General features: G+C 75.0%; 19 protein-coding genes. 12 read left to right on the forward strand and 7 right to left on the reverse strand.

Going from position 1 to position 23,064, the window contains the following annotated elements:
- Positions 1-55: 55 nt before the first annotated feature.
- On the reverse strand, positions 56-547 hold the full coding sequence (locus tag KDL28_RS13130; RefSeq protein WP_252438259.1) for a MarR family winged helix-turn-helix transcriptional regulator: 492 nt from the start codon (positions 545-547) through the stop codon (positions 56-58).
- 82 nt (positions 548-629) lie between these two features.
- Here KDL28_RS13130 and KDL28_RS13135 point away from each other — a divergent pair, with 82 nt between their 5' ends.
- A complete protein-coding gene (locus KDL28_RS13135; RefSeq protein WP_252438261.1) occupies positions 630-1,454 on the forward strand; it encodes an LLM class flavin-dependent oxidoreductase in 825 nt (274 codons plus the stop codon).
- Positions 1,455-1,562: 108 nt separating this feature from the next.
- Here the strand turns inward: KDL28_RS13135 and treY are convergent, their stop codons facing one another.
- From treY to KDL28_RS13150, 3 genes are all read right to left on the reverse strand, one after another.
- Positions 1,563-3,902 carry a malto-oligosyltrehalose synthase gene (gene treY / locus KDL28_RS13140; protein WP_252438263.1) on the reverse strand — a complete coding sequence of 780 codons (2,340 nt, stop codon included), beginning with the start codon at positions 3,900-3,902 and terminating at the stop codon, positions 1,563-1,565.
- A 52-nt stretch (positions 3,903-3,954) separates the two neighbouring features.
- Positions 3,955-6,123: a glycogen debranching protein GlgX gene (gene glgX / locus KDL28_RS13145; RefSeq protein WP_252438265.1), complete on the reverse strand. Its 2,169-nt coding sequence runs from the start codon at positions 6,121-6,123 to the stop codon at positions 3,955-3,957.
- A 131-nt stretch (positions 6,124-6,254) separates the two neighbouring features.
- Entirely contained in the window at positions 6,255-6,716 is a 462-nt protein-coding gene (locus tag KDL28_RS13150) for a PPOX class F420-dependent oxidoreductase (protein ID WP_252438267.1), read from the reverse strand.
- Between the two features lie 63 nt (positions 6,717-6,779).
- Between KDL28_RS13150 and KDL28_RS13155 the strand changes: the two genes are divergently transcribed.
- From KDL28_RS13155 to KDL28_RS13190, 8 genes are all read left to right on the forward strand, one after another.
- Positions 6,780-7,205, forward strand: a complete 426-nt coding sequence (locus KDL28_RS13155) for an HIT family protein (RefSeq protein WP_252438269.1) — start codon at positions 6,780-6,782, stop codon at positions 7,203-7,205.
- 1 nt (position 7,206) lies between these two features.
- Positions 7,207-7,839 (forward strand): histidine phosphatase family protein, encoded by a 633-nt coding sequence (locus KDL28_RS13160; protein ID WP_252438271.1) that lies wholly within the window; start codon positions 7,207-7,209, stop codon positions 7,837-7,839.
- Between the two features lie 175 nt (positions 7,840-8,014).
- Positions 8,015-9,256 (forward strand): MFS transporter, encoded by a 1,242-nt coding sequence (locus tag KDL28_RS13165; protein WP_252438273.1) that lies wholly within the window; start codon positions 8,015-8,017, stop codon positions 9,254-9,256.
- 513 nt (positions 9,257-9,769) lie between these two features.
- Positions 9,770-11,170, forward strand: a complete 1,401-nt coding sequence (locus KDL28_RS13170) for a sensor domain-containing diguanylate cyclase (protein WP_252438275.1) — start codon at positions 9,770-9,772, stop codon at positions 11,168-11,170.
- 190 nt (positions 11,171-11,360) lie between these two features.
- Positions 11,361-12,686, forward strand: coding sequence for a GGDEF domain-containing protein (locus KDL28_RS13175; protein WP_252438277.1), 1,326 nt, complete (start codon positions 11,361-11,363; stop codon positions 12,684-12,686).
- An 89-nt stretch (positions 12,687-12,775) separates the two neighbouring features.
- Entirely contained in the window at positions 12,776-14,749 is a 1,974-nt protein-coding gene (dxs, locus tag KDL28_RS13180) for a 1-deoxy-D-xylulose-5-phosphate synthase (protein WP_252438279.1), read from the forward strand.
- Positions 14,749-15,414, forward strand: coding sequence for a response regulator transcription factor (locus KDL28_RS13185; protein ID WP_252438281.1), 666 nt, complete (start codon positions 14,749-14,751; stop codon positions 15,412-15,414). The genes dxs and KDL28_RS13185 overlap by 1 nt, the downstream gene beginning before the upstream one ends.
- 18 nt (positions 15,415-15,432) lie before the next feature.
- Complete coding sequence (locus KDL28_RS13190) at positions 15,433-16,647, forward strand: sensor histidine kinase (RefSeq protein ID WP_252438283.1); 1,215 nt, start codon at positions 15,433-15,435, stop codon at positions 16,645-16,647.
- Here KDL28_RS13190 and KDL28_RS13195 read toward each other — a convergent pair.
- The 3 genes from KDL28_RS13195 to KDL28_RS13205 all read right to left on the reverse strand — a co-directional run bounded on the left by KDL28_RS13195 (position 16,632) and on the right by KDL28_RS13205 (position 19,489).
- Positions 16,632-17,879, reverse strand: a complete 1,248-nt coding sequence (locus tag KDL28_RS13195; RefSeq protein WP_372496964.1) for a ribonuclease D — start codon at positions 17,877-17,879, stop codon at positions 16,632-16,634. The genes KDL28_RS13190 and KDL28_RS13195 overlap by 16 nt on opposite strands.
- A gap of 62 nt (positions 17,880-17,941) precedes the next feature.
- Entirely contained in the window at positions 17,942-18,595 is a 654-nt protein-coding gene (locus KDL28_RS13200) for a LuxR C-terminal-related transcriptional regulator (protein WP_075949948.1), read from the reverse strand.
- A 306-nt stretch (positions 18,596-18,901) separates the two neighbouring features.
- Positions 18,902-19,489 (reverse strand): DUF3000 domain-containing protein, encoded by a 588-nt coding sequence (locus KDL28_RS13205; protein ID WP_252438287.1) that lies wholly within the window; start codon positions 19,487-19,489, stop codon positions 18,902-18,904.
- Positions 19,490-19,657: 168 nt separating this feature from the next.
- Here KDL28_RS13205 and hemE point away from each other — a divergent pair, with 168 nt between their 5' ends.
- The 3 genes from hemE to hemQ all read left to right on the forward strand — a co-directional run bounded on the left by hemE (position 19,658) and on the right by hemQ (position 22,988).
- The gene (gene hemE / locus KDL28_RS13210) at positions 19,658-20,725 is read left to right on the forward strand and encodes a uroporphyrinogen decarboxylase (protein WP_252438289.1); all 1,068 of its coding nucleotides are present in this window, start codon (positions 19,658-19,660) and stop codon (positions 20,723-20,725) included.
- The gene (gene hemG, locus KDL28_RS13215) at positions 20,722-22,194 is read left to right on the forward strand and encodes a protoporphyrinogen oxidase (RefSeq protein WP_252438291.1); all 1,473 of its coding nucleotides are present in this window, start codon (positions 20,722-20,724) and stop codon (positions 22,192-22,194) included. Before hemE ends, hemG begins: the two co-directional genes overlap by 4 nt.
- A gap of 98 nt (positions 22,195-22,292) precedes the next feature.
- On the forward strand, positions 22,293-22,988 hold the full coding sequence (gene hemQ / locus KDL28_RS13220; RefSeq protein WP_252438293.1) for a hydrogen peroxide-dependent heme synthase: 696 nt from the start codon (positions 22,293-22,295) through the stop codon (positions 22,986-22,988).
- Positions 22,989-23,064: the final 76 nt, after the last annotated feature.

The following is a 23,064-nucleotide window of genomic DNA, read 5'->3' on the forward strand; positions in this document are numbered from 1 at the left end:
CCGCCGGTGTCCGCTCCCCCGGCACCAACACCCCTCCTTGGGCCCCCCGCCGGGGTCAGAGGCGGCGGTAGCCGGGGTGGACGCCGGGGGTGAGGTCGTGGTCGGCGGCGATCCGGGCCAGCAGCGCGGTGAGCGTGCTGCGCTCCTCCTCGGTCAGGGCGGCGCACACCTCGTCGTTGTGGGCCTGGCCGACCTCGGCGATCCGGCGCAGCAGGTCGTGGCCGGCCTCGGTGAGGTGCAGGGCGTGCAGGCGGCGGTCGTCGGGGTTGCGGCGGCGCTCGACCAGGCCCCGCTCGTCCAGGCCGTCGACCAGCGCGACGAGCCGGCTCGGTGGGGTCCCGAGGTGGCGGGCCAGCGCCTGCTGGGACCGGCCGGGCGCGACCGCGACGGCCCGCAGCAGGCCGACCTGCGGCGGGGTCAGGTCGAGCTCCGCCGTGCGCTCGGCGAAGCGCGCGGCCGCCTGCGAGCCGATCTGGGTGAGCAGGAACGCCGCCCCGGGCGCCGGGGGGACGGGGGGAGCGGGGCGGTCGTCGCCGGTGCTGGCCACGGCGTAACAGTATCACTTGACAAACCATATACATCAGTGAATGGTTATGGCTGCGAACGATCAGCAACCCTCGGAGGCCCCCGTGCACCACTTCCGCTTCGGAGTCGTCGCCGCCCCGCACGGATCGGCCCAGGAGTGGCTGGGCACCGCCCGCCGGGTCGCCGACCTGGGCTACTCCACGCTGCTCAGCCCGGACGGGGCGGGCATGCACGCCCCGTTCGTCGCGCTCGCCGCGGCCGCCGCGGCCGTGCCGCGGCTGCGGGTCGCCACGTTCGTACTGGCCGCGCCCCTGCGCCCGCCGCGGCAGGCGGCCTGGGAGGGCCACAGCCTGTCGGTGCTGACCGGGGGCCGGTTCGACTTCGGCATCGGCACCGGCCGCCCGCAGGCGCAGCCCGACGCCGAGGCGTTCGAGCGGCCGTGGGGCACCGGCGCCGAGCGGCTGGCCCTGGTCCGCGCCGCGATCGCCGCGCTGCGCGAGCGCGACGGCGAGGGCCCGCGCACCCCGGTCATGGTCGCCGCCCGTGGCCCGAAGGCACTGGAGCTGGCCGCCGACGAGGCCGACGTCGTCGCGCTGGCCGGGGGCCCCACAGCCACCCACGCCGACCTGGCGACCCTCGCGGAGGGCCTGCGCGGACGGGCGGGCGATCGCGCCGACGACATCGAGCTGGCGCTGAACCTGTTCCTGGTCGGCGACGAGGTCCAGCCGTGGATGCGCCGGGTGATGGGCGTCGACCCGGCGCAGCTGCACCGCATCGACTCGCCCGCCGCCGTGCGCGGCACGCCCCGGGAGATGGCCGACCAGCTCCTGCGCCGCCGCGACGCCATCGGCGTGACCTACTACGCCGTCGACCGCAGCTTCGTCGACTCCTTCGCCCCCGTCGTCGAGCTGCTCGCGGGCCGTGCGTGACGCCGTCCCGGCGTCAGGAAAGCCACCATCAGGACACCGGACGTCCTGATGGTGGCTTTCCTGACACGGGAGGGGGCGGGGTGCGAGGTGCGGGGGCCAGGGGGAGGGTCAGGCGGGACGGACGAGCAGGGCGACCGGGTAGCGGGACAGCAGGTCGGACAGCGGCGGGGCCGCCGAGGTGATCGGCTGGTCGGTGAGCACGTCGTGCCAGTCGGTGGCCCCGTCGGGCAGCGGCAGGACGGTGTCCCGCCAGCCGCCGGCCGCGGCCAGGCCCACCGGGAGCCGGGTGGCCACCGCGACCAGCTTGGGCGAGCGCTGGAACGCCACGGCGTGCTCAGCCGCCGGGCCCTCGGCGTGCAGCGGGCGGTAGCCGCTGAACTCCTCGGGCCGGTAGCGGCGCAGCCGCAGCGCGTTCACCGTGACCAGCAGCTTGGCCGCGCCCTCGGCGTCGATCTCGGGCACCCAGCCCTCGTCGAGGCGGGCCAGCAGCTCGCGCCGCTTCGCCCAGTCGATCGGGCGCCGGTTGTCCGGGTCGACCAGGGAGTACTCGAACAGCTCGGTGCCCTGGTAGACGTCCGGCACGCCGGGTCCGGCCAGCTGCAGCAGCTTCTGGCCCAGCGAGTTCGACCACCCCGGTGCGCTGATCCGGGCCACGAAGGCCTCGACCTCGGCCACCAGCGCCTCGTCGGCCAGCACCTCGCCGTACCAGCGGGAGATGGCCTCGTCGACCTCCGGCACCGCCTCGACGTGCGAGGTGACCAGCTTGGCCTCCTTGGACGCCTTGGCCAGGTAGCCGGTGAACCGCTCCTGCGAGATCGGCCACGCGCCGAGCAGGTTCTGCCAGGCCAGCAGGTCGAGGGAGCGGTCGGGCAGCGGGTGGGCGTGCGACCAGCGGCGCAGCCGCTCACCCCACTCGGCCGGGATCTCGGCCAGCACCGCCAGCCGGGCCCGCACGTCCTCGGAGCGCTTGGTGTCGTGGGTGGACAGCGTGGTCATCGTCGACGCCCAGGAGGCCTCGCGGCCGGCCAGCGCGGCGTGGAACTCCGCGGGCCCCATCCCGAACCGCGACGGGTCGCCGCCGACCTCGTTGAGCGCGACGAACCGGTTCCACCGGTAGAACGTGGTGTCCTCGACGCCCTTGGCCATCACCATGCCCGAGGTCTGCTGGACGCGGGTGGCCAGCTCGCCGCCCGGCTCGGCCAGCATCTCCGCGCGGATGTCGGCGAGGACGTCGGCGAGGTCGGGCCGGTGGGTGCGGGCCACGGTCACCGCGGTCTCCAGGGCGCGCCGCCCCTCGGGCAGGTACGACCGGTACACCGGGAACCCGCAGAGCAGCTCCAGCACGGCCGCGCGGACGAGCTCGGCGGGGTGGTGCTTGCCGGTCCGCGAGCTGAACGTGCGGGCGATCCGGGCCACCTCGGCGGCCAGGATGGTGCCGGCCACCTCGCGGCGGGCGGTGTGCTCGGCGGAGTGCAGCGACTCCTTGCGCCGCACGTGCTCGGCGGCGATCTGGGTGATCAGCCCGGCGCCGTCGGGGTCGACGAACACGCCCTGGATCTCGCGCAGCGCCTCGTAGCCGCTGGTCCCGTCGACCGGCCAGGACGCCGGCAGCTCCTCGCCGACGCCGAGGATCTTCTCCACCACCAGCCAGCGGTCGGGCCCGATGGCGGCGCGCAGCATGCGCATGTAGTCGCCGGGGTTCGACAGGCCGTCGGGGTGGTCGACGCGGATGGCGTCGACCTCGCCCGCCTCGACCCAGCGCAGCACCTCGCGGTGGGTCTTGGCGAAGATCTCCGGCACCTCGACGCGCACCGCGGCCAGCGTGGAGACGTCGAAGAACCGCCGGTAGGTCAGCTCGGCGCCGCCGCGGCGCCAGGACACGATCCGGTAGTGCTGGCGCTCGTGCACCTCCTGCGGGCTGCCCCCGCCGGTGCCCTCGGCCACCGGGAACGCGTGCTCGTAGTAGCGCAGCTCGGTGCCGTCCGCGGAGAGCGCCAGCTGCTCGGCGAGCACCCTGGCCTCGTCGGCCGGGTCGTTCTCCGCACCCAGCACGGGCAGCAGGATCGGCCCCGCGTCCCAGTCGATGTCGAAGGTGTCGGCGTGCTCGGAGTCGCGGCCGCGGGCCAGCACGTCCCACCACCACGGGTTGGCCTTGGCCACGTCGACGCCGACGTGGTTGGGCACGATGTCGAGCACGAAGCGCATGCCGCGCTCGTGCACCGCCGCGGCGAGCGCGCGCCTGCCCTCCTCGCCGCCGCGCTCACCGGACACGCGGGTGGGGTCGACGACGTCGTAGCCGTGGTTGGACCCGGCGCCGGACTCCAGCAGCGGCGAGGCGTAGAACGCCCCGGCCCCGAGGTCGTCGAGGTAGGGCAGCAGCTCCAGCGCGTCGGCGAAGGTCTGCTGCGCCGAGAGCTGGATCCGGTAGGTCGATGCCGGTGGTGTCACTCGCCCTCCTCGACGACGTCCTGCGTGCTGTTCCCCGCGCTGCGCCGCCCACTCATGACGCGTCGATGCGCTGCAGGACCAGGACCGACCGGGCCGGCACGGTGTGCACGGCCCCGGCCTCCGCGGTGGGCGGGTCGGCCGCGACGACGCCGGGCGCGGTCGACAGCGTGATCACCTCGCCGGCCGCGGTGTCGACGACGATCGCCCAGCGCGGCCCGTACTCCGGGCCCGGGAGCGTGACGTCGATGTCCTCGTGGTGGGCGTTGAGGCAGAGCAGGAACGAGTCGTCGGTGACCCGCTCGCCGCGGGTGTCGTACTCGTCGATGCCGTTGCCGTTGAGGAACGCGGTGACGCACTTGCCGAACCCGGAGTCCCAGTCCTGCTCGGTCATCTCCACGCCCGACGGGGTGAACCAGGCGATGTCGGGCAGCGGGGCGTCCGAGCGGCGCCGCGGCCGGACCGGCTTGCCCTGGAAGAACCGGCGCCTGCGGAACACCGGGTGCGCCCGGCGCAGCGCGGTGACCCCGGAGGTGAACCCGATGAGCTGCGCGTTCTTGCCGGCCAGCGACCAGTCGACCCAGGAGATGTCGCTGTCCTGGCAGTAGACGTTGTTGTTGCCCCGCTGGGTGCGGCCCAGCTCGTCGCCGTGCAGCAGCATCGGCACGCCCTGGGAGAGCATCAGGGTGGTGATGAAGTTGCGCTGCTGGCGCGCGCGCAGCTCCAGCACCGAGGCGTCGTCGGTGGGGCCCTCGACGCCGCAGTTCCACGACCGGTTGTGGCTCTCGCCGTCGTTGTTGCCCTCGCCGTTGGCCTCGTTGTGCTTGTCGTTGTAGGAGACCAGGTCGTGCAGGGTGAACCCGTCGTGCGCGGTCACGAAGTTGATCGAGGCGAACGGCCGGCGGCCGTCCTCCTGGTAGAGGTCGGAGGAGCCGGTGATCCGGGAGGCGAACTCGCCGAGCGTGCCGGGCTCGCCGCGCCAGAAGTCGCGCACGGTGTCGCGGTACTTGCCGTTCCACTCGGTCCACAGCGGGGGGAAGTTGCCGACCTGGTAGCCGCCGGGGCCGACGTCCCACGGCTCGGCGATCAGCTTGACCTGGCTGATCACCGGGTCCTGCTGGACCAGGTCGAAGAACACGCTGAGCCGGTCGACGTCGTAGAACTCGCGGGCCAGCGTCGAGGCCAGGTCGAAGCGGAAGCCGTCGACGTGCATCTCGGTGACCCAGTAGCGCAGCGAGTCCATGATCAGCTGCAGGGTGTGCGGGTTGCGCACGTTGAGCGAGTTGCCGGTGCCCGTGTAGTCCATGTAGTACCGCGGGTCGTCCTCGACCAGCCGGTAGTAGGCGGCGTTGTCGATGCCGCGCATGGACAGCGTGGGGCCCATGTGGTTGCCCTCGGCGGTGTGGTTGTAGACCACGTCGAGGATGACCTCGATGCCCGCGTCGTGCAGGTCGCGGACCATCGCCTTGAACTCCTGCACCTGGTTGCCCGGCCGGTTGGCCGGCCCGCGGGTGGCGTAGGCGTGGTGCGGGGCCAGGAAGGCGACGGTGTTGTAGCCCCAGTAGTTGGTGAGGCCCTTCTCCTGCAGGTGGTGGTCGTTGAGGAACTCGTGCACCGGCATCAGCTCGACGGCGGTCACGCCCAGCTGCTTGAGGTGCTCGATCATCACCGGGTGCGCCAGGCCCGTGTAGGTGCCGCGCAGCTCCTGCGGGATCTCCGGGTGGGTGATCGTCAGCCCGCGCACGTGCGCCTCGTAGATCACCGTCTCGTGGTACGGGATGCGCGGGGCGCGGTCGGTCCCCCAGTCGAAGAACGGGTTGACCACGACCGACTTGGGCACGAACGGCGCCGAGTCGGTGTCGTTGCGCCCGTCGGGGTCGCCGAAGGGGTAGCCGAACACGGCCTCGTCCCAGCGGACGGGACCGTCGAGCGCCTTGGCGTACGGGTCGACCACCAGCTTCTTCGGGTTGCTCCGGTGGCCGGTGGCCGGGTCGTAGGCCCCGTGCACGCGATAGCCGTAGCGCTGGCCGGGCTGCACGCTGGGCATGTAGCCGTGCCACACGAACCCGTCGACCTCGGTCAGCTCGACCCGGGTCTCCTTGCCCCGGGAGCTGAACAGGCACAGCTCGACCCTCTCGGCCGCCTCGGAGAACAGCGCGAAGTTGGTGCCGGAGCCGTCGTAGGTGGCCCCGAGGGGATAGGCGTGGCCTGGCCACGGCCGCATGTGTTCCTCCGAGATCTCGTCGAACCGGTCCGCCGTCGGATGACCGCCGTTCCCGTCCGACCACCGGAAGAGGCTACCGGGGCCGCGCAGTCGCCGACGCCACGCCGCCGCGGCGTTCGGAATCGATCCGGTCACGCCAGGTGGGCGGGGAAGCCGCCGGTGGCCACCGGGCTCCAGCGGGTGGGGGTGATGCGGATCAGCGCCTTGCCCTGCGTCCGCATGGCCTCGCGGTACTCGTCCCAGTCGGGGTGCTCGCCGGAGACGGCGCGGAAGTACTCGACCAGCGGCTCGACGGCCTCGGGCAGCCGCAGCAGCTCGGCGTCGCCGTCGACCTGCACCCACGGGCCGTCGAAGTCGTCGGACAGCACGACGACCGACGCCTTCCCGTGCCGGGCGACGTTGGTCGCCTTCGCCCGTTCGGGGTAGGTCGCGATCACGATCCGGCCCTCGGCGTCGACACCCGCGGTGACCGGGGAGCCCTGGGATCCGCCGTCGGAGCGGGGGGTCAGCAGGACCATCCGGTGCCGCGGGCGGACGAACTCCAGCAGTGCATCGCGATCGACGTCGGTGTTCGTGGCGATGGTCCGTGGCATGATCCGAACGATAGTCTCGGCGCCGATGAGCGACTCCACGAGCGGTGCGGACGGAGCGGTCCGATGAGCACCCTGTTCACGAAGATCATCGACGGGGAGCTGCCGGGCCGGTTCGTCTGGTCCGACGACACCGCCGTCGGGTTCCTGTCGATCAACCCGCTGGGTCCGGGGCACACGCTGGTCGTGCCGCGGGCCGAGGTCGACCACTGGGTCGACGCCGACCCGGCCCTGGTCGCGCACCTCACCGCCGTCTCGCACGCGATCGGCGCGGCCGTCGCGACGGCATGGCAGCCGCCGCGCGTCGGGCTGATCGTGGCCGGGTTCGAGGTGCCGCACCTGCACCTGCACGTGTTCCCCGCGTGGGACATGGCCGCGTTCGACTTCGCCCAGGCGGCGGGCTCGATCGACCAGGCCGAGCAGGACGCCCACCGCGACACCCTGCGGGCCGCGCTGCGCGACGCGGGTCACGGCGCGAACGTCCCGGACTGAGATGCAGCTCGTCCTGGTCCGGCACGCCCTGCCCGAGCGCGTCGACCGGCGGGCCGGTGGTCCGGGGGCCGAGCGCGCCGACCCGGGGCTCACCGAGCTGGGGCGCCGCCAGGCCGAACGGCTGGTCGCGGCGGTCGGTCCGCGGGTCGACGCGCTCTACAGCAGCCCGATGACGCGCGCCCGGGAGACCGCGGCCCCGCTGACCGACGCCCTCGCCCGGACGCCGACCGTCGTCGACGGGTTGCGCGAGTTCGACGCCGACGCCCGCCACTACGTCCCGGTGCACGAGATGTCGCGCCACGACCCGGACGCCTGGCAGCGGATGCTGGCCGGTCAGCTGCCCGCCGGCGTCGACACGCCCGCCTTCGCCGAGCGGGTGGGGGAGGCCGTCGAGGGCATCGTGGCCGAGCACCCGGGGCGGGAGACGGTGGTCGTGGTGGCGCACGCCGGCACGATCAACATCTGGCTGGCCCGGCTGCTCGGGCTGGCCCGACCGCTGACGTTCCCGCTGGACTACACCGGCATCACCCGGGTGCTGGCCTCCCGCGACGGCCGCCGGGTGGTCCGCTCGGTCAACGAGACCGGCCACGTGGCCGACCTGCTCGCCATGCCGGGAGCGTCGGCGGCCGGCTGACGGCCCTCGGTCACCGACCGTGTTCGACGTCACACCGCCCGCGTCCTGGGTGATCGCGCGGGGTTGCGGCTCCGCTCCCGGCGCGCGCAGGCTCGTCCGCCGCGGCCGGGTTACCTAACCTCGCCTCGACGGACCCGGCGATCTGGCCCGTCGAGCCCGGGGGGTGCGGCGGGGGATGTCGGCCAGGCAGCCGCGGGCGGTGCTGGCCGTGCCCGAGTTCCGGGCGATCTGGCTGGCCGAGCTGCTGTCCGTGCTCGGCGACCAGCTCGCCAGGGTGGCCCTGACCGTGCTGGTCTTCGGGCGCACCGGGTCGGCGTCGCTGGCCGCGCTGAGCTACGCCCTGACGTTCCTGCCCGCGCTGGTCGGCGGGGTGCTGCTGGCCGGGCTCGCCGACCGCTTCCGGCGCCGCGAGGTCATGGTGGCCGCCGACGCGCTGCGGGCGCTCACCGTGGCGCTGATGGCGCTGCCGGGGATGCCGCTGTGGCTGCTGTGCGCGCTGCTCGTGCTCGTCGTGCTGGCCGCGGCCCCGCACACCGCGGCCCAGGGCGCGCTGCTGCCCCAGGTGCTGCCCGGCCGGCTCTACGAGCGCGGGCTGGCGGTGCGCCAGATCACCGGCCAGAGCGCGCAGCTGGCCGGGTTCGCCGCGGGCGGGCTGCTGGTGGCCGCGTTCACGCCGGAGGCCGCGCTGCTGGTCGACGCGGGCACGTTCGTGCTGTCCGGGCTGCTCGTGCGGTTCGGGGTGGCGGCCCGGTCGCGCCCGCGGGGCGACGGCGGGCCGGGGGCGGAGCCGGACGGCCAGAGCCTGGTCGGGGTGGTCGCCGAGATCGCCGCCGACCCGGTGCGCCGGGCGCTGGTGGCGCTGGCCTGGCTGGTCGGCTGCTACGTGGTGCCCGAGGCGCTGGCCGCGCCGTACGCCGCGGAGATCGGCGCGGGGCCGGTCGCCGTCGGACTGCTGATGGCCGCCGACCCGCTCGGCAGCGTGCTGGGGGCGTGGCTGTTCGTGCGCTTCGTCCCGTTCACCCGGCGGGCCCGGTTGGTCGGGGTGCTCGCCGTGGCCGCGGGCCTGCCGCTGCTGCCGTTCGCGCTGCGGCCGGACGTGCCGGTCGCCGTGGTGCTGCTGGCGCTGTCGGGCATGGCCTCGACGGCGTACCTGCTGCAGACCCAGGCCGGCTTCGTGCGGGCCACCCCGGACGGCAGCCGGGGACGCGCGATCGGCATCGCGGCCTCCGGCATCGTCGCCGGTCAGGGGGTCGCGGTGCTGGTCGGCGGGGTGCTCGCCGACCTGTGGGGCGCACCGGTCGCCATCGCCGCGGCCGGGGCCGCCGGCGCGGTGCTCGCGCTCGGCGGCGCGGTGCTGTGGCACCGCGCCTGCCGCGCGGGTACTCCCGCCGCGACCCGTGCGGTCACGGAGGGGTGAGCTGCTCACCAGTTCTTGTTGCGCATGCCGGCGTCCTCTCTCGGGGAGGGTCGGGCGGGAGCGGTGGTCACCAGTTCTTGTTGCGCACGGGGGCGTTCCTTCCGGGTGCGGGGTCGTCGGGCGGTCGCGTTCACCAGTTCTTGTTGCGCATGCCGGACTCCTCCCGATCATTGGGTGGGCACAGGAAAGGATCAGCCGGAAACCATTCCGCCACTGCGCGGGAGCGTCCCGGAATCCGAGTGCGTGATCGCAATTGCACAAGCAACTTCGCATTGGGTGCGGTCCGAAGTCAAGTCGGACGGGTGGGTTGTGGAGCACCTGGCGGCAACGGATCGTTATTGCGGCCACTGCCTATTCCGAGAAGCGGTTGGTTGCGACTGGCGGTCACTCACCGAGTACATTCCGGCGCCGGATAGGTGGCCGAAGTCACGCGCGGCGGATCCTCGTGGATGACACCGGGGAGAACCGTCCGCTAGGGTTCGGACCACTCCGCCGGACGAACGAGAGCTGTGGATGTCCTCAGAGACCCCGCGCACGGCCGCGCCGGGTGGGGTCGAACGACTCCGCCGCCGCATCGCGGAGTGGGACGTCTGGTCGCTGCCCCGGCGCCTGCGGCTGCCGGTCCTGCTCGTCGAGGCCACCGCGTTGCTGCTGGTCGTGGCGCTGATCCCGGACGCCGCGCCGACCGCGTCCGATCTCTGGCTCGTCCTCGCCCTGTGCGGCGCCGCGCTCGCGCACACCGAGATCGCCGTGCGGGTGGAGCGGGCGCGCCGGCGCGTCCACGAGGACCTGCACGTCGACCTGACCTCGGTGTGGACGTTCGCCGCCGCCGTCCTGCTGCCGCCCGCGGTGGCCGCGGGCGCGGCGGCACTGGTGCACAGCTACGTGTGGTGGCGGGCGTGGCGGCCCCGCGTCCCGCTGTACCGGCAGCTGTTCAGCACCGCCACGGTCGTGCTCGCCAGCCTGGCCGCGGCCGGCGTGATCGAGGCCGTCGGCGACCGGGCACCGATGATCGGCGGTCCGCCGGATCTGCTCGCCGTGGCCCTCGCGCTGCTGGTCTATACGACCGTCAACAGTTGCCTGGTGGCCGGGGCGATCGCGATGAGCGTGCCGCAGGCCGGTCTCGGCCGGCTATTCGGGCACTGGGACGACAACGCGTTGGAGATCGCCACGCTTTCCCTCGGCGGGCTCACCGCGGTGGCGTTGTCGATCAACCCGTGGCTGGCCGCGTACGTGCTCCCGCCCATCCTGGTGCTGCATCGCGCGGTGCTCGTGCGCCAGCTCGAGGAGGCGGCCAACACCGACGCCAAGACCGGGCTGCTGAACGCGGCGGCCTGGCACGCGATGGCCGAGCGGGAGCTGCGCCGCGGTCGGCGCGCCGACGGCCCGCGCGGGGTGCTGGTGCTCGACCTGGACCACTTCAAGGACGTCAACGACGCCCACGGGCACGTCGTGGGCGACCGGGTGCTGGCCGCCGTGGCCGACGAGCTGCGCTCGGAGGTGCGCGAGGGCGACCTGGCCGGCCGGTTCGGCGGCGAGGAGTTCGTGGTGCTGGTGGGCGGCCCCGACCGCAACGCGGGCGCCGAGCTGGAGGCGGTCGCCGAGCGGATCCGCCGCCGGGTCGCGGCGCTGCAGGTCGTGGTGCCCACCCCGGACGGCCCGCTCACCGTGTCCGGCCTGACGGTGTCGGTCGGCGGCGCCGTCGCCTCGGCCGTGGCCGGCGGCGACCTCCAGTCGCTGCTGCAGGTGGCCGACGCCGCCCTGTACGCGGCGAAGCGCGCGGGCCGCAACCGCGTGCGGATGGGCGTCGCGATGCCCATGCAGTCGAGCCCCCGCGACGACGGCCAGGGCGTGCTGCCGATCGGTGCGCCGGAGCAGCCGCGGCGGGTCGAGCCGCCCGCCGCCGCCCGCTGAGCCCGCCCTCCGCACGATCACCTATCGGCCTCGTACAGTCACGTGGAGTAGTCGGAGCAGGTCCGATGTCCACTCCTATGTGCGATCGTTCTCCCCCTGACACACCGCCGCGGCCTCACTAACCTCGCGAACGGCGCCACTGCGGGTCTCCCCGCCGCGGGCCGTCGGTCGCGGAAGGAGCACCTCGGTCGTGGTCGAGTCCTCCCGCACCCCGGCGGCGATGGCCTGGGCCCTGCGCCACCCGGTCGGCCCCGCCCGGCCCGGGTGGTCGCTGCGGCAGCTGCCGCGCTCCGCGGTGGCGCTCGTGCTGGCGGTGCAGCTCGCCGCCGTCGTGCTGGTCGTGAGCGCGGTGGGGACGACCGACTGGGACCGCGCCGGGCTGGCCGCGCTGATCGGGGCCCTGAGCCTGGCCCACACCGAGCTGGCCATCGGCATCGAGCGGGCCCGCAGGCGGGCCACCGAGACGTCGTACTCCGACCTCAGCTCGGTGTGGACGTTCGCGGCCGCGGCGCTGCTGCCCCCGGCGCTGACCGCCGCCGTCATCGGGGTCGTCTACCTGCACCTGTGGCACCGGGTCTGGCGCCCCGCGGGCGTCCCCGCCCACCGGCACGCCTACGCGACCGCCACCGTGGTCCTGGCCGCCGCCGCGGCGCACGCGGTGGTCGGCGGGTCGGTGCCCACCGCGGCCGACGACCTGGCCGGCGTGGCCGCCGTCGGCGCCGCCGTGCTGGTCTACCTCGCGGTCAACACCCTGCTGGTGGCGGCGGTGATCGCGCTGGCAGGCGTCCGCCCGGTGCTGCGCGAGCTGACCGGGCGCCGGGACGACAGCACCGTGGAGCTGGCCGCCCTGTGCCTGGGGGCGCTGGCCGCGGTCGCGCTGGCCTCCACGCCCGGCCTGGTGCTGCTGGTGCTGCCGCCCATCCTGGTGCTGCACCGCGCCGTGCTCGTGCGCCAGCTCGAGGAGGCGGCCACCACCGACGCCAAGACCGGCCTGCTCACGGCGAGCGCGTGGCGCGCGCGTGCGGATCAGGCCGTGCGGCGCGTGCGGCGCACCCGCGGCGCCGCCGCGGTGCTCATCCTCGACCTCGACCACTTCAAGCTCGTCAACGACGTGCACGGCCACCTCGCGGGCGACGGCGTGCTCGCCGCGGTGGCCGCCGAGCTGCGGGCCGGCGTGCGCCAGGGCGACGTCGTCGGCCGCTTCGGCGGCGAGGAGTTCCTGGTGCTGCTGCCCGACCTGCCGGCGGGGGCGAGCGGGCGGATCGAGCTCAGCCGGGTGGCCGAGCGGCTGCGCGGCCTGGTCGCCGACCTGCGGGTGCCGGTCCCGGGCGGCCCCGCGATCTCCGGGCTGACGGTCTCCATCGGCGGAGCGATGCTCCCGCTCGACGGCACCGACCTCGACCAGGTGCTGCGCGCGGCCGACGCCTCGCTGTACGCGGCCAAGCGCGACGGCCGCAACCTGGTCCGCATCGCCGGGCCGCCCGGCGTGCCGTCGCCGCGCCGTCCGCTGCTCTGACCACCGCTCCGACCAGGGCTCTGACCTGCCCACTTCCCGGTGGAGTGCACTCGCCTCGCCGTCGCCACGGGCTTCCGTAAGCTGGGACGGTGACCGAGTTGAGATCAATCCGCGGACCGGCCGATCTCACCCGGCTGGGCCCAGAGCAGCTCACCGGGCTGGCGGCCGAGATCCGCCGCGAGCTCGTCGCGTCCGTGTCGCGGACCGGCGGGCACCTGGGCCCCAACCTGGGCGTGGTGGAGCTGACCATCGCGCTGCACCGGGTGTTCGACTCCCCGCGCGACACGCTCATCTGGGACACCGGGCACCAGGCCTACGTGCACAAGATGCTCACCGGCCGGCGCGACGGCTGGGAGCGGCTCAAGCAGACCGGTGGCCTGTCGGGCTACCCGAGCCGCGCCGAGAGCGAGCACGACGTCGTGGAGAACAGCCACGCGTCCACGTCGCTGTCCTGGGCCGACGGCCTGGCCAAGGCCTACGCGCTGACCGGCCAGCAGCGCCACGTCGTGGCGGTCATCGGCGACGGCGCGCTCACCGGCGGCATGGCCTGGGAGGCGCTGAACAACATCGCCGCGGGCAAGGACCGCAACGTCGTCATCGTGGTGAACGACAACGGCCGCTCCTACGCCCCGACGATCGGCGGCCTGGCCGACCGGCTCGCCTCGCTGCGCCTGCACGAGGGCTACGAGCGGGTGCTGGAGGCCGGCAAGCAGGCGCTGGCCCGCACCCCGGTGGTGGGCGGCCCGCTCTACGCCGGGCTGCACGCGGTCAAGGCGGGCGTGAAGGACGCGCTGAGCCCGCAGGAGCTGTTCAGCGACCTGGGCCTGAAGTACTTCGGCCCGGTCGACGGCCACGACATCGCGGCCATGGAGTCCGCGCTGCGCCGGGCCCGGCACTTCGGCGGGCCGGTGATCGTGCACGCGGTCACCCGCAAGGGCAACGGCTACCCGCCGGCGGAGAACGACGAGGCCGAGCAGATGCACAGCGCGGCCGCGTTCGACCCGCACACCGGACTGCCCACCGGCAAGCCGTCCGTCGGCTGGACCGACGTCTTCGGCGACGCGCTGGTGGCCGCCGGGGCACGGCGCCAGGACATCGTCGCGATCACCGCGGCCATGCTGGGCCCGACCGGCCTCGTCCCGTTCTCCACGGCCTTCCCGGAGCGTTGCTTCGACGTCGGCATCGCCGAGCAGCACGCGCTGACCTCGGCCGCCGGGATGGCCGACGGCGGCCTGCACCCGGTCGTGGCCATCTACTCGACCTTCCTCAACCGGGCCTTCGACCAGCTGCTGATGGACGTCGCCCTGCACAAGCGGGCCGTCACCCTGGTGCTCGACCGGGCCGGGGTCACCGGCAACGACGGGCCGTCGCACAACGGCATGTGGGACCTGTCGATCCTGGGCGTCGTGCCGGGGATGCGGGTCGCCGCCCCGCGCGACGCCGCCACCCTGCGCGAGGAGCTGGGCGAGGCGCTGGCCGTCGACGACGGCCCGACCGCGCTCCGGTTCCCGAAGGGCGCGGTGATCGATTCGGTGCCGGCCGTGCGCCGCGTCGGCGGTGTCGACGTGCTGCGCGAGCCGGGCCCGGGCGATGGCCCCGCCGAGGGTCCGGGCGACGGGCCGGCCGCGCGCGTCCCCGACGTGCTCCTGGTGTGCGCCGGGGCGTTCGGCGAGCTGGGCGTGGCCGCGGCGGCGCGGCTGGAGCAGCAGGGCGTCTCGGTCACCGTGGTCGACCCGCGCTGGGTGCTGCCGGTGCCCGCGGCGCTGGTCGACCTGGCCCGCGGCCACCGGCTGGTGGTCACGGTCTCCGACTGCGGGCGCCACGGCGGGTTCGGCTCGGCCGTCTCCGACGCGCTGCGCGCCGCGGGCTGCGACGTCCCGCAGCGCGACGTCAGCCTGCCCCAGGAGTTCCTCGACCACGGCAGCCGCTCCGACGTGCTGGCCGCGACCGGGCTCACCGTGCAGGACGTGGCCCGCCGGGTCACCGAGTGGGCCGCGGCGCTGCCCGCGCCCGCGGAGCAGGGGACCGCGCCCGCGCCCGCGCCGGGGGAGCAGGCGCGCTGATGCGGGTACTCGTGGTCGAGGACGAGCAGGCCCTCGCCGACGCGATCGCGCGCGGCCTGCGCCGCGAGGGCATGGCCGTCGACGTCGCCTACGACGGCGACAGCGGGCACGAGAAGTCGGTCATCACCCGGTACGACGTGGTCGTCCTCGACCGCGACCTGCCCGGCATGTCCGGCGACGAGCTGTGCGACGAGATCGTCGCCTCCGGGGTCACCACCCGGGTGCTGATGCTCACCGCCAGCGGCACGCTGCAGGACAAGGTCGACGGGCTCTCCCGCGGCGCGGACGACTACCTGGCCAAGCCGTTCGACTTCCCGGAGCTGGTGGCCCGCTGCCGGGCGCTGGGGCGGCGGGCGACCCCCGCGGTGCCGCCGCTGCTGGTGGCGGGCGACGTGGCGCTCGACCCGGCCAAGCGCACGGTGCACCGGTCCGACCGGCCCGTCGAGCTGACCCGCAAGGAGTTCGGCGTGCTCGAGGTGCTGCTCGGCGCGGGCGGGGCGGTGGTCAGCAGCGAGGAGCTGCTCGAACGCGTCTGGGACGAGAACGCCGACCCGTTCACCACGACGGTGCGCGTCACGGTGATGACCCTGCGCAAGAAGCTCGGCGATCCCGGGGTGATCGAGACCGTGGTCGGTGCCGGCTACCGGGTTCCGGCCGCGGGCTGACCGGGCTATACATCTGCGGTGACATCTCCGGCGGCCCGGCGGGGCAGGGGCGTTGGCCTGCGGCCCCGCCTCACCCTGGTGGCCACGGCGGTGGTGGCGGTGGTCAGCGCCCTGCTGCTGTGGCTGGGCTGGATGCTGGTGGGCGGCGTGGTCGGGGCCGTGCCCGCGCTGCCCGCCGGCACCATGGTCCGGGTCGGCGACCTCCTGGTGCCGGCCGAGGAGGTCAGCGAGGCGGTCGCCGCCGCCGCCCGTCGCCAGGTGCTCACCGCGGGGCTGATCGCGTTCCCGCTGGTCGTCGCGGCCGGTGGGGTGGTGTCGTGGGTGCTGGTCGGGCGGGTGCTCGGCCCGCTCCACGCGGTCACCGCCACGGCCCGCAGGCTCACCGTGGAGTCGCTGGACACCCGCACCGGCCTGCGCGACGCCCGCGGCGAGGTGGCCGAGCTGGCCGCGGGCTTCGACGCCATGCTCGACCGGCTGCAGGCCTCGTTCGACGCCCAGCGCCGGTTCGTGGCCAACGCCAGCCACGAGCTGCGCACGCCGCTGGCGGTGCTGCGCACCGAGGTCGACGTGACGCTGTCCGATCCGGGCGTCGACGAGGTCGAGCTGCGCCGGATGGCCGAGGTCGTGCGCGACGCCACCCGCCGCGCCGACGACCTCATCGCCGGGCTGCTGCTGCTGGCCCGCACCGAGGCCGCCGAGCTGGCGAACCCGGAGCCGGTCGACCTCGCCGAGGTCCTGGTGCCCGCGCTGGCCGCCGTCCGCCCCGAAGCCGACCGGCGCGGTCTGCGCATCCAGGTCCACGCCGGCCCCGCGACCTGCGTGGGCGACGCGGTCCTGCTGGAGCGGGTGGCGGGCAACCTGCTGGAGAACGCCGTGCGGCACAACGTCTCCGGCGGCTGGGTGCAGGTGCGCACCGGCGTGCACGAGGGCTGCGCCGAGCTGGAGGTGTCCTCCAGCGGGGCGGTGATCCCCGGCGAGAAGGTGGCCGAGCTGTTCGAGCCGTTCCGGCGCGGGCCGGTGGCCCGCACGGCGGCGGTGCCCGGGTCGGGTCTCGGGCTGTCCATCGTGCGAGCGGTGGCCAAGGCGCACGGCGGCGTGGCCCGGGCCGAGCCCGTGGAGGGGGGAGGCCTGGCGGTGCGGGTGCACCTGCCGGCCGTGGTGGCGCGCCCGGAGCGGGCGGCCCGGGACGAGGCCGGCGGGGCCGACGTCCGGGCCGATCAGCTGCGGGCCTGAACCGCCGCCTCCAGCCCCGGTCCGAGCAGGTCGACCTGCCAGTTCCGGGCCCCGCCCGCGCGCAGCGCGCCGGCGACGTCGCCGTCGGCGGGCGGCGTCCAGCACAACCGGCGCAGCAGGTCGGGCTGGAGCAGGTTCTCCACCGGCACGTTCCACTCCTGCGACACCGCGGCCACCACCCCGCGCGCTGCGGCCAACCGGGCGGCGGCGTCGGGGCTGCGGTCGGCCCAGCGGGCCACCGGCGGCGGGCCGTCGGCGACGGGGGACGGGCTCGGCAGCTGCGACTGCTCGAGCTCGGCCGCCTGGCGCAGCGCGGCGAACCAGTAGCCGGTGAGCCGGCGCTGGGAGCGCCCGCGGAAGACCGGCAGCGCCGCCAGCGCCTGCGCCGTCGCCGGCGCCGCGGTGGCGGCCTCGATGATGGCGGCGTCGGGCAGCACCCGACCGGGCGCGATGTCGCGCTCGGCGGCGAGCCGGTCGCGCGCCTCCCACAGCGCCCGCACCGCGGCCAGCGGGCGGGCCTTGCGGATCTTGTGGATGCCCGAGGTGCGCCGCCACGGCTCGGCCCGCGGCGCCGGTGGCCCGGCCGTGCGGACCGCCTCGAACTCCTCCTCGGCCCAGGCCAGCTTGCCCTGCTCGGCGAGCAGGTCGGCCAGCACGTCGCGCAGCTCCACCAGGACCTCGACGTCCAGCGCGGCGTAGACGAGCCAGTCGTCGGGGAGCGGACGGCGCGACCAGTCGGCCGCGCCGTGCCCCTTCTCCAGGGTGAGCCCCAGCAGCTGCTCGACCAGCGGGCCGAGCCCCACCCGGGGCAGCCCCGCCAGCCGCCCGGCCAGCTCGGTGTCGAACAGCCGGGACGGCGCCAGCCCGACCTCGGCCAGGCACGCCAGGTCCTGGCCCGCCGCGTGCAGCACCCATTCGGGGCCGGTCAGCGGCTCGGCCAGCTCGTGGAGGTCGCTGCCGAGCGGGATCGGGTCGACCAGCGCGGAGCCCGCGCCGGCGCGCCGCAGCTGGACCAGGTACGCCCGCTGGGAGTACCTGAACCCCGAGGCGCGCTCGGCGTCGACCGCGATGGGACCGCTGCCGGCCGCCATCGCGGCCGCGATTGCCCGCAGGGCCGAGCGGTCCGCCACCACCGGAGGGAGACCGTCGGCCGGGGCGAGCAACGGCCGTGGTGCCCGCTCCGGTGGTGCGCCGGGCCCGGTGCCGTCGGTGGGCGTGGGTCCGGCGTCGATCTCTGGTCCCTCGTCGGTGTCGGTGTCGCTGGTTCTGAGGTCGATCCCGGTGGTCTCCCGGGTCAGCGGATGACCCCGGCCCGCATCGCGAGGGCCACCATCTGCGCCCGGTCGCCGGTGCCCAGCTTGCGGCCGATGCGCGACAGGTGGCTCTTCACGGTGAGCGCGGACAGGCTCAGCGCCTCGCCGATCTCCTTGTTGGACTGGCCGTCGGCGACCAGCTGGAGTACTTCGACCTCACGTGCGGACAGCTCGCGAGGGGTGTTGTCGGTGCCCGGGACCCGCGTCCCGGTGGCGAGCAGCGGGGCGACCGTCGGGTCGGCGTAGACGCCGCCGTCCAGCACTCGCTTCACGCCGTCGGTCACGATCGCAGCCGACGCCGACTTCAGCAGGTAGGCCTGAGCGCCTGCCTGGAAAGCCGACCGCACGGCGTACGGATCGTCCGATGATGCCAGCACCACGAGGCGGTTCCAGCCCAGCGACCGGAGCTCGGTCACCAGGTCCAGTCCACTGCCATCGGGAAGACCGAGGTCGAGGATCGCCAGATCGCAGGGGCCGTTGGCGTGAGCCCTGGCCCTTGCCTCGGCGACCGACGCTGCCTCGTACACCGTTCCCGCGCCCATCGAACGCAGACGCGCGGCGATCGCCTCGCGCAGGAGCGGGTGGTCGTCGACCACCAGCACCGAGAACAGCTCTTCCCGCGGGTGCGGGACCATCGCAGGCGACAGCACCGCACCCGTCGTGCCGCGCATTGGCGCGCCCTGGCCCACAACGGCCACGTCATTACCTCCCTGGAGTCGGTCGTTGCCCCCCGACCGGCACCAGATCCCCGGACAGCGAAGGGTGTTCTTGCGCCGCCCGGGGAGGTGTCGTGGAGGAAGCGTAGCCCCCCAAGCGGTCTAACGTCGTTATCGCATCGAACTTGTGGGGGTGAAAGTTACAGCGTTGTCGACACCGATCTACCCGTCCGGGTGAGCACTGTGATCACGATTCGCGGTGTAAGCGCAGGTCACGGTGGGTATTCAGCCGGAACGCCGGGTGAGAGAAGTGGCTCCGATCGGCGGCAGCCCTGCGGCCGAAGCGACCAACGCGCAGAATGCTTCGCCGTGCGGTTGCAGGTCGGTGCCCCGGGGGGTCCAGGACGCTCGCAGCTCCACGTCGTCATCCCGGCGCTGGCCGGCGATGTCGCCGAACCGGACCGACGAGGTCTGCGTGACGGTGCCGCCCAGCGCGGCGTACTCCGCCCCGGCGCCCTCCAGGGCCTCGGTCAGCCACGACCACCCCACGACGGGCAGCATCTCGTCGCCGAGCTGCTCGGGCTCCAGGCGCGCCTGGACGAAGCACACCAGCCGGAACGTCCCCTCCCAGGCGTCCTGGCCCGCCGGGTCGTGCAGCAGGATCAGCCGCCCCGACGTGTCGGGCTCCAGGTCGCCGAGCTCGTCGCCCGCCGCGTGGTCGGCGTCGGCCTCCACGCTGAACGCCCAGGTGTAGGGGGCGAGCCGCGGTGGCGCGTTGACGGAGGACACCAGTAACTCCGGCCGCGGGCGCACGGCGCGCAGCGAGGCGACCGCCTGCTGGAACGGCTGTGGTGGGGCGGTCGAATCGGACACGGACGAGGACTCTAGGTCGCGCTCGGTGATGGCTGATCGAGGCGCGCCGCGACGCCGGGCCGCTCATTCCGGTCGGTGGCGGTCGCGGGGGCGCGGCCGGCCACGCCGGGAGCCCCGGTCGAGGTCGCGGTCGAGGCCGCGGCCCGGGCGTGGGACACTGTCGCTGTCATGGTCCCGCACACCGCTCCGGCCGTCCTCGGGCACCGCCGCGACCTCTCCGCGTCGCCGCTGCTCGTCGCCATGCGCGGCGGGGCGCCCTCCCGCATCCCGGTCTGGTTCATGCGCCAGGCCGGCCGCTCGCTGCCGGAGTACCGGGCGCTGCGCGCCGACACCGGCATGCTGCAGTCCTGCTTCACCCCCGACCTGACCTGCGAGATCACCCTGCAGCCGGTGCGCAGGCACGGGGTGGACGCCGCCATCCTCTTCAGCGACATCGTCGTCCCGCTCCACGCCGCCGGCGTCGGGGTCGACATCGTGCCCGGCACCGGGCCCGTCGTCGCCCAGCCGGTGCGCACCGAGGCCGACGTCGACCGCCTCCCGGTGCTGCACCCCGACCAGGTGCAACCGGTCGCCGACGCGGTGCGGCTGCTGCTGCCCGAGCTGGGCGACACGCCGCTCATCGGGTTCACCGGCGCGCCGTTCACGCTGGCCTCCTACCTGGTCGAGGGCGGCCCCAGCCGCAACCACGAGCGCACCAAGGCGCTCATGCGCACCGCGCCCCGGGTCTGGCACCGGCTGATGGCCGCGCTGGCCGAGCTGGCCACCACCTTCCTGCGCGCCCAGATCGACGCCGGCGTCGACGCCGTGCAGCTGTTCGACTCCTGGGCGGGCGTGCTGTCGGAGCGCGACTACCGCGAGTACGTGCTGCCGTACTCCGCCCGCGTGCTGGCCGGTGTGGCCGACGCCGGCGTGCCCCGGGTGCACTTCGGGGTGGGCACCGGCGAGCTGCTCGGCGCGATGGCCGAGGCCGGCACCGACGTCATCGGCGTCGACTGGCGCGTCCCGCTGGACGAGGCGGCGCGCCGCACCGGCGGTCGGTACCCGGTGCAGGGCAACCTCGACCCCGCGGTGCTGTTCGCCGACCAGGCCTCGATCGAGACCGAGGTCCGCCGCATCGTCGACGAGGGCCGGGCCGCGCCGGGGCACGTGTTCAACCTCGGGCACGGCGTGCTGCCCGACACCGACCCGGCGGTGCTGACCCGGGTCGTCGAGCTGGTGCACTCGCTGCGGCCGTGACGGTGCGGGTGGCGGTCGTCGGGGCCGGGGTCTCCGGCCTCGCGGCGGCCCACCGGCTGCGCACCCTGCTCGGCCCGGACGCGGCGATCACGGTGCTCGACCAGCGCGACCGGACCGGCGGCGTGCTGCACACGATCGACCTGGCCGGCGTGCCCTTCGACGTGGGAGCCGAGGCGTTCCTGGCCCGCCGCCCCGAGGTCCCGTCGCTGCTGGCGGAGCTGGGGCTGGCCGGTGAGCGGGTGCAGCCGACGGGCGCCGCCCCGTCGGTGCGCGCCGGTGGGCGCACCCTCCCGCTCCCGGGCGGCACCCTGCTCGGCGTGCCGACGAGCGCGGCGCGGCTGGAGGGCCTGCTGTCCCCGGCGGCCGTCGCCGCCGTCGCCGCCGAGCCCGCCCGGCCGCTGAGCTGGACCCCCGGCGACGACGTCGCCGTCGGCGGGCTGCTGCGCGCCCGCTTCGGCGACGAGCCCGTCGACCGGCTCGCCGACCCGCTGCTCGGGGGCGTCTACGCCGGCCGCGTCGACGCGCTCGGCCTGCGCGCCACCAACCCCGCGCTGGCGGCCGCGCTCGACGCCGGCGCCCCGAGCCTCACCGCCGCGGCCGACCGGGCCACCGGGGCCGCCCGCCCGCCCGTGGAGTCCGGTGGCACCCCGGCGGGGGCGCCGGTCCCGAGCACGACGGCGGCGGGTGCGGTCTTCGGCGCGGTCCGCGGCGGCTACGCCCGCCTGCTCGACGCCCTCGCCGCCGCCTCGGCCGCCGACATCCGCCTGCGCACCACCGTCCGGGCGGTCGAACGCGCGGGCGGCGGCTGGCGGCTGACGCTCGGGGCGACCACCGACCCCGAGGCCCTCGACGTCGACGCGGTGGTGCTGGCCGTCCCGGCCCCGGCGCTGGCCCGCCTGCTCTCCGCGGTGGCTCCGGGAGCGTCGGCGGCGGCCGGGGCGATCGAGCTGGCGTCCTCGGCGGTGGTGGCGCTGGCCTACCGTCCATCCGACGCCGCGACCCTGCCCCGGACCTCCGGCGCCCTCATCGCCACCGGCGAGTCCCTGGCCGTGAAGGGCGTCACGCACTCCAGCACCAAGTGGCCGCACCTGTCCCCGGACGGCCTGGTCCGGCTGCGGGCGTCGATGGGCCGCTTCGGGGAGGCGCGCACCTTGCAGGTCCCCGACGACGAGCTGCTGGCCGGGGTCCGCGCCGACCTGGCCACGCTGGCCGGCATCAGCGCGGCCCCCGTCGCCGCGCACGTCCAGCGGTGGGGCGGTGGCCTGCCCCAGTACGGCGTCGGCCACCTCGACCGGGTCCGCGACATCGAGCGGGGCCTGCCCGAGGGCCTGGCCGTGGCGGGCGCGGCCCTGCACGGCGTCGGCGTCCCGGCCTGCATCGCCACCGCCCGCGCGGCCGCCGACCGCGTGGTCGCCGCCCTCACCGCGCCGGTGGCGGGAAAGCCGTCCTCCGGACCGGTCCGGCCCTGAAGGTGGCCTTCCCGCCCGGGGAGCGGCGGGAGGCGCGCGGGGGAGAGTGCGACCGGCGTCGCGTTCGCCGGTCGCGGCGCGAGTGGCAGCATGGGGCCATGGCTCGGCTCGATTACTCGGCGTTGAACAGCGAGATCCGGTACACGATGTGGTCGGTGTTCCAGGCCCGCCCCGGGGTCCTGGGCGACGATCGGGGCGCCGCGGGGGGCGAGCTCACGGAGTTCCTCGACTCGCTCGCCGACAAGGGCGTCGCGGTGCGCGGTGTCTACGACCTCGCCGGCATGCGCGCCGACGCCGACTTCATGATCTGGTGGCACGCCGACAACGTCGAGGCCCTGCAGGCCGCGTACGCCCAGTTCCGCCGGGCCACCGCCGTCGGGCGGGCGTCGTCGCCGGTGTGGAGCCAGGTCGCGCTGCACCGCCCGGCGGAGTTCAACAAGAGCCACGTCCCGGCGTTCGTGGCCGGCGAGGAGCCCAAGCGCTACGTCTGCGTCTACCCGTTCGTGCGGTCGCTGGAGTGGTACCTGCTGCCCGACGACGAGCGCCGCCAGATGCTGGCCGACCACGGCAAGCAGGCCCGCGGCTACCCGGACGTGCGGGCCAACACCGTCCCCGCGTTCGCGCTGGGCGACTACGAGTGGATCCTGGCCTTCGAGGCCGACCAGCTCGACCGGATCGTCGACCTGATGCGCCACCTGCGCGCCACCGAGGCCCGCCGGCACGTCCGCGAGGAGGTGCCGTTCTACACCGGCCCGCGGGTGGCCCCCGGCGACCTCGTCGCCACCCTCCCCTGACCCCGCCTCCGTCGAGAACGAACTTGTCGGGGGTTTGGGGCGGGGCACACGACCACACGGTGGGTTTAGGGGGGGG

The organism is Pseudonocardia humida (genome assembly GCF_023898865.1).
GTDB lineage: Bacteria > Actinomycetota > Actinomycetes > Mycobacteriales > Pseudonocardiaceae > Pseudonocardia > Pseudonocardia humida.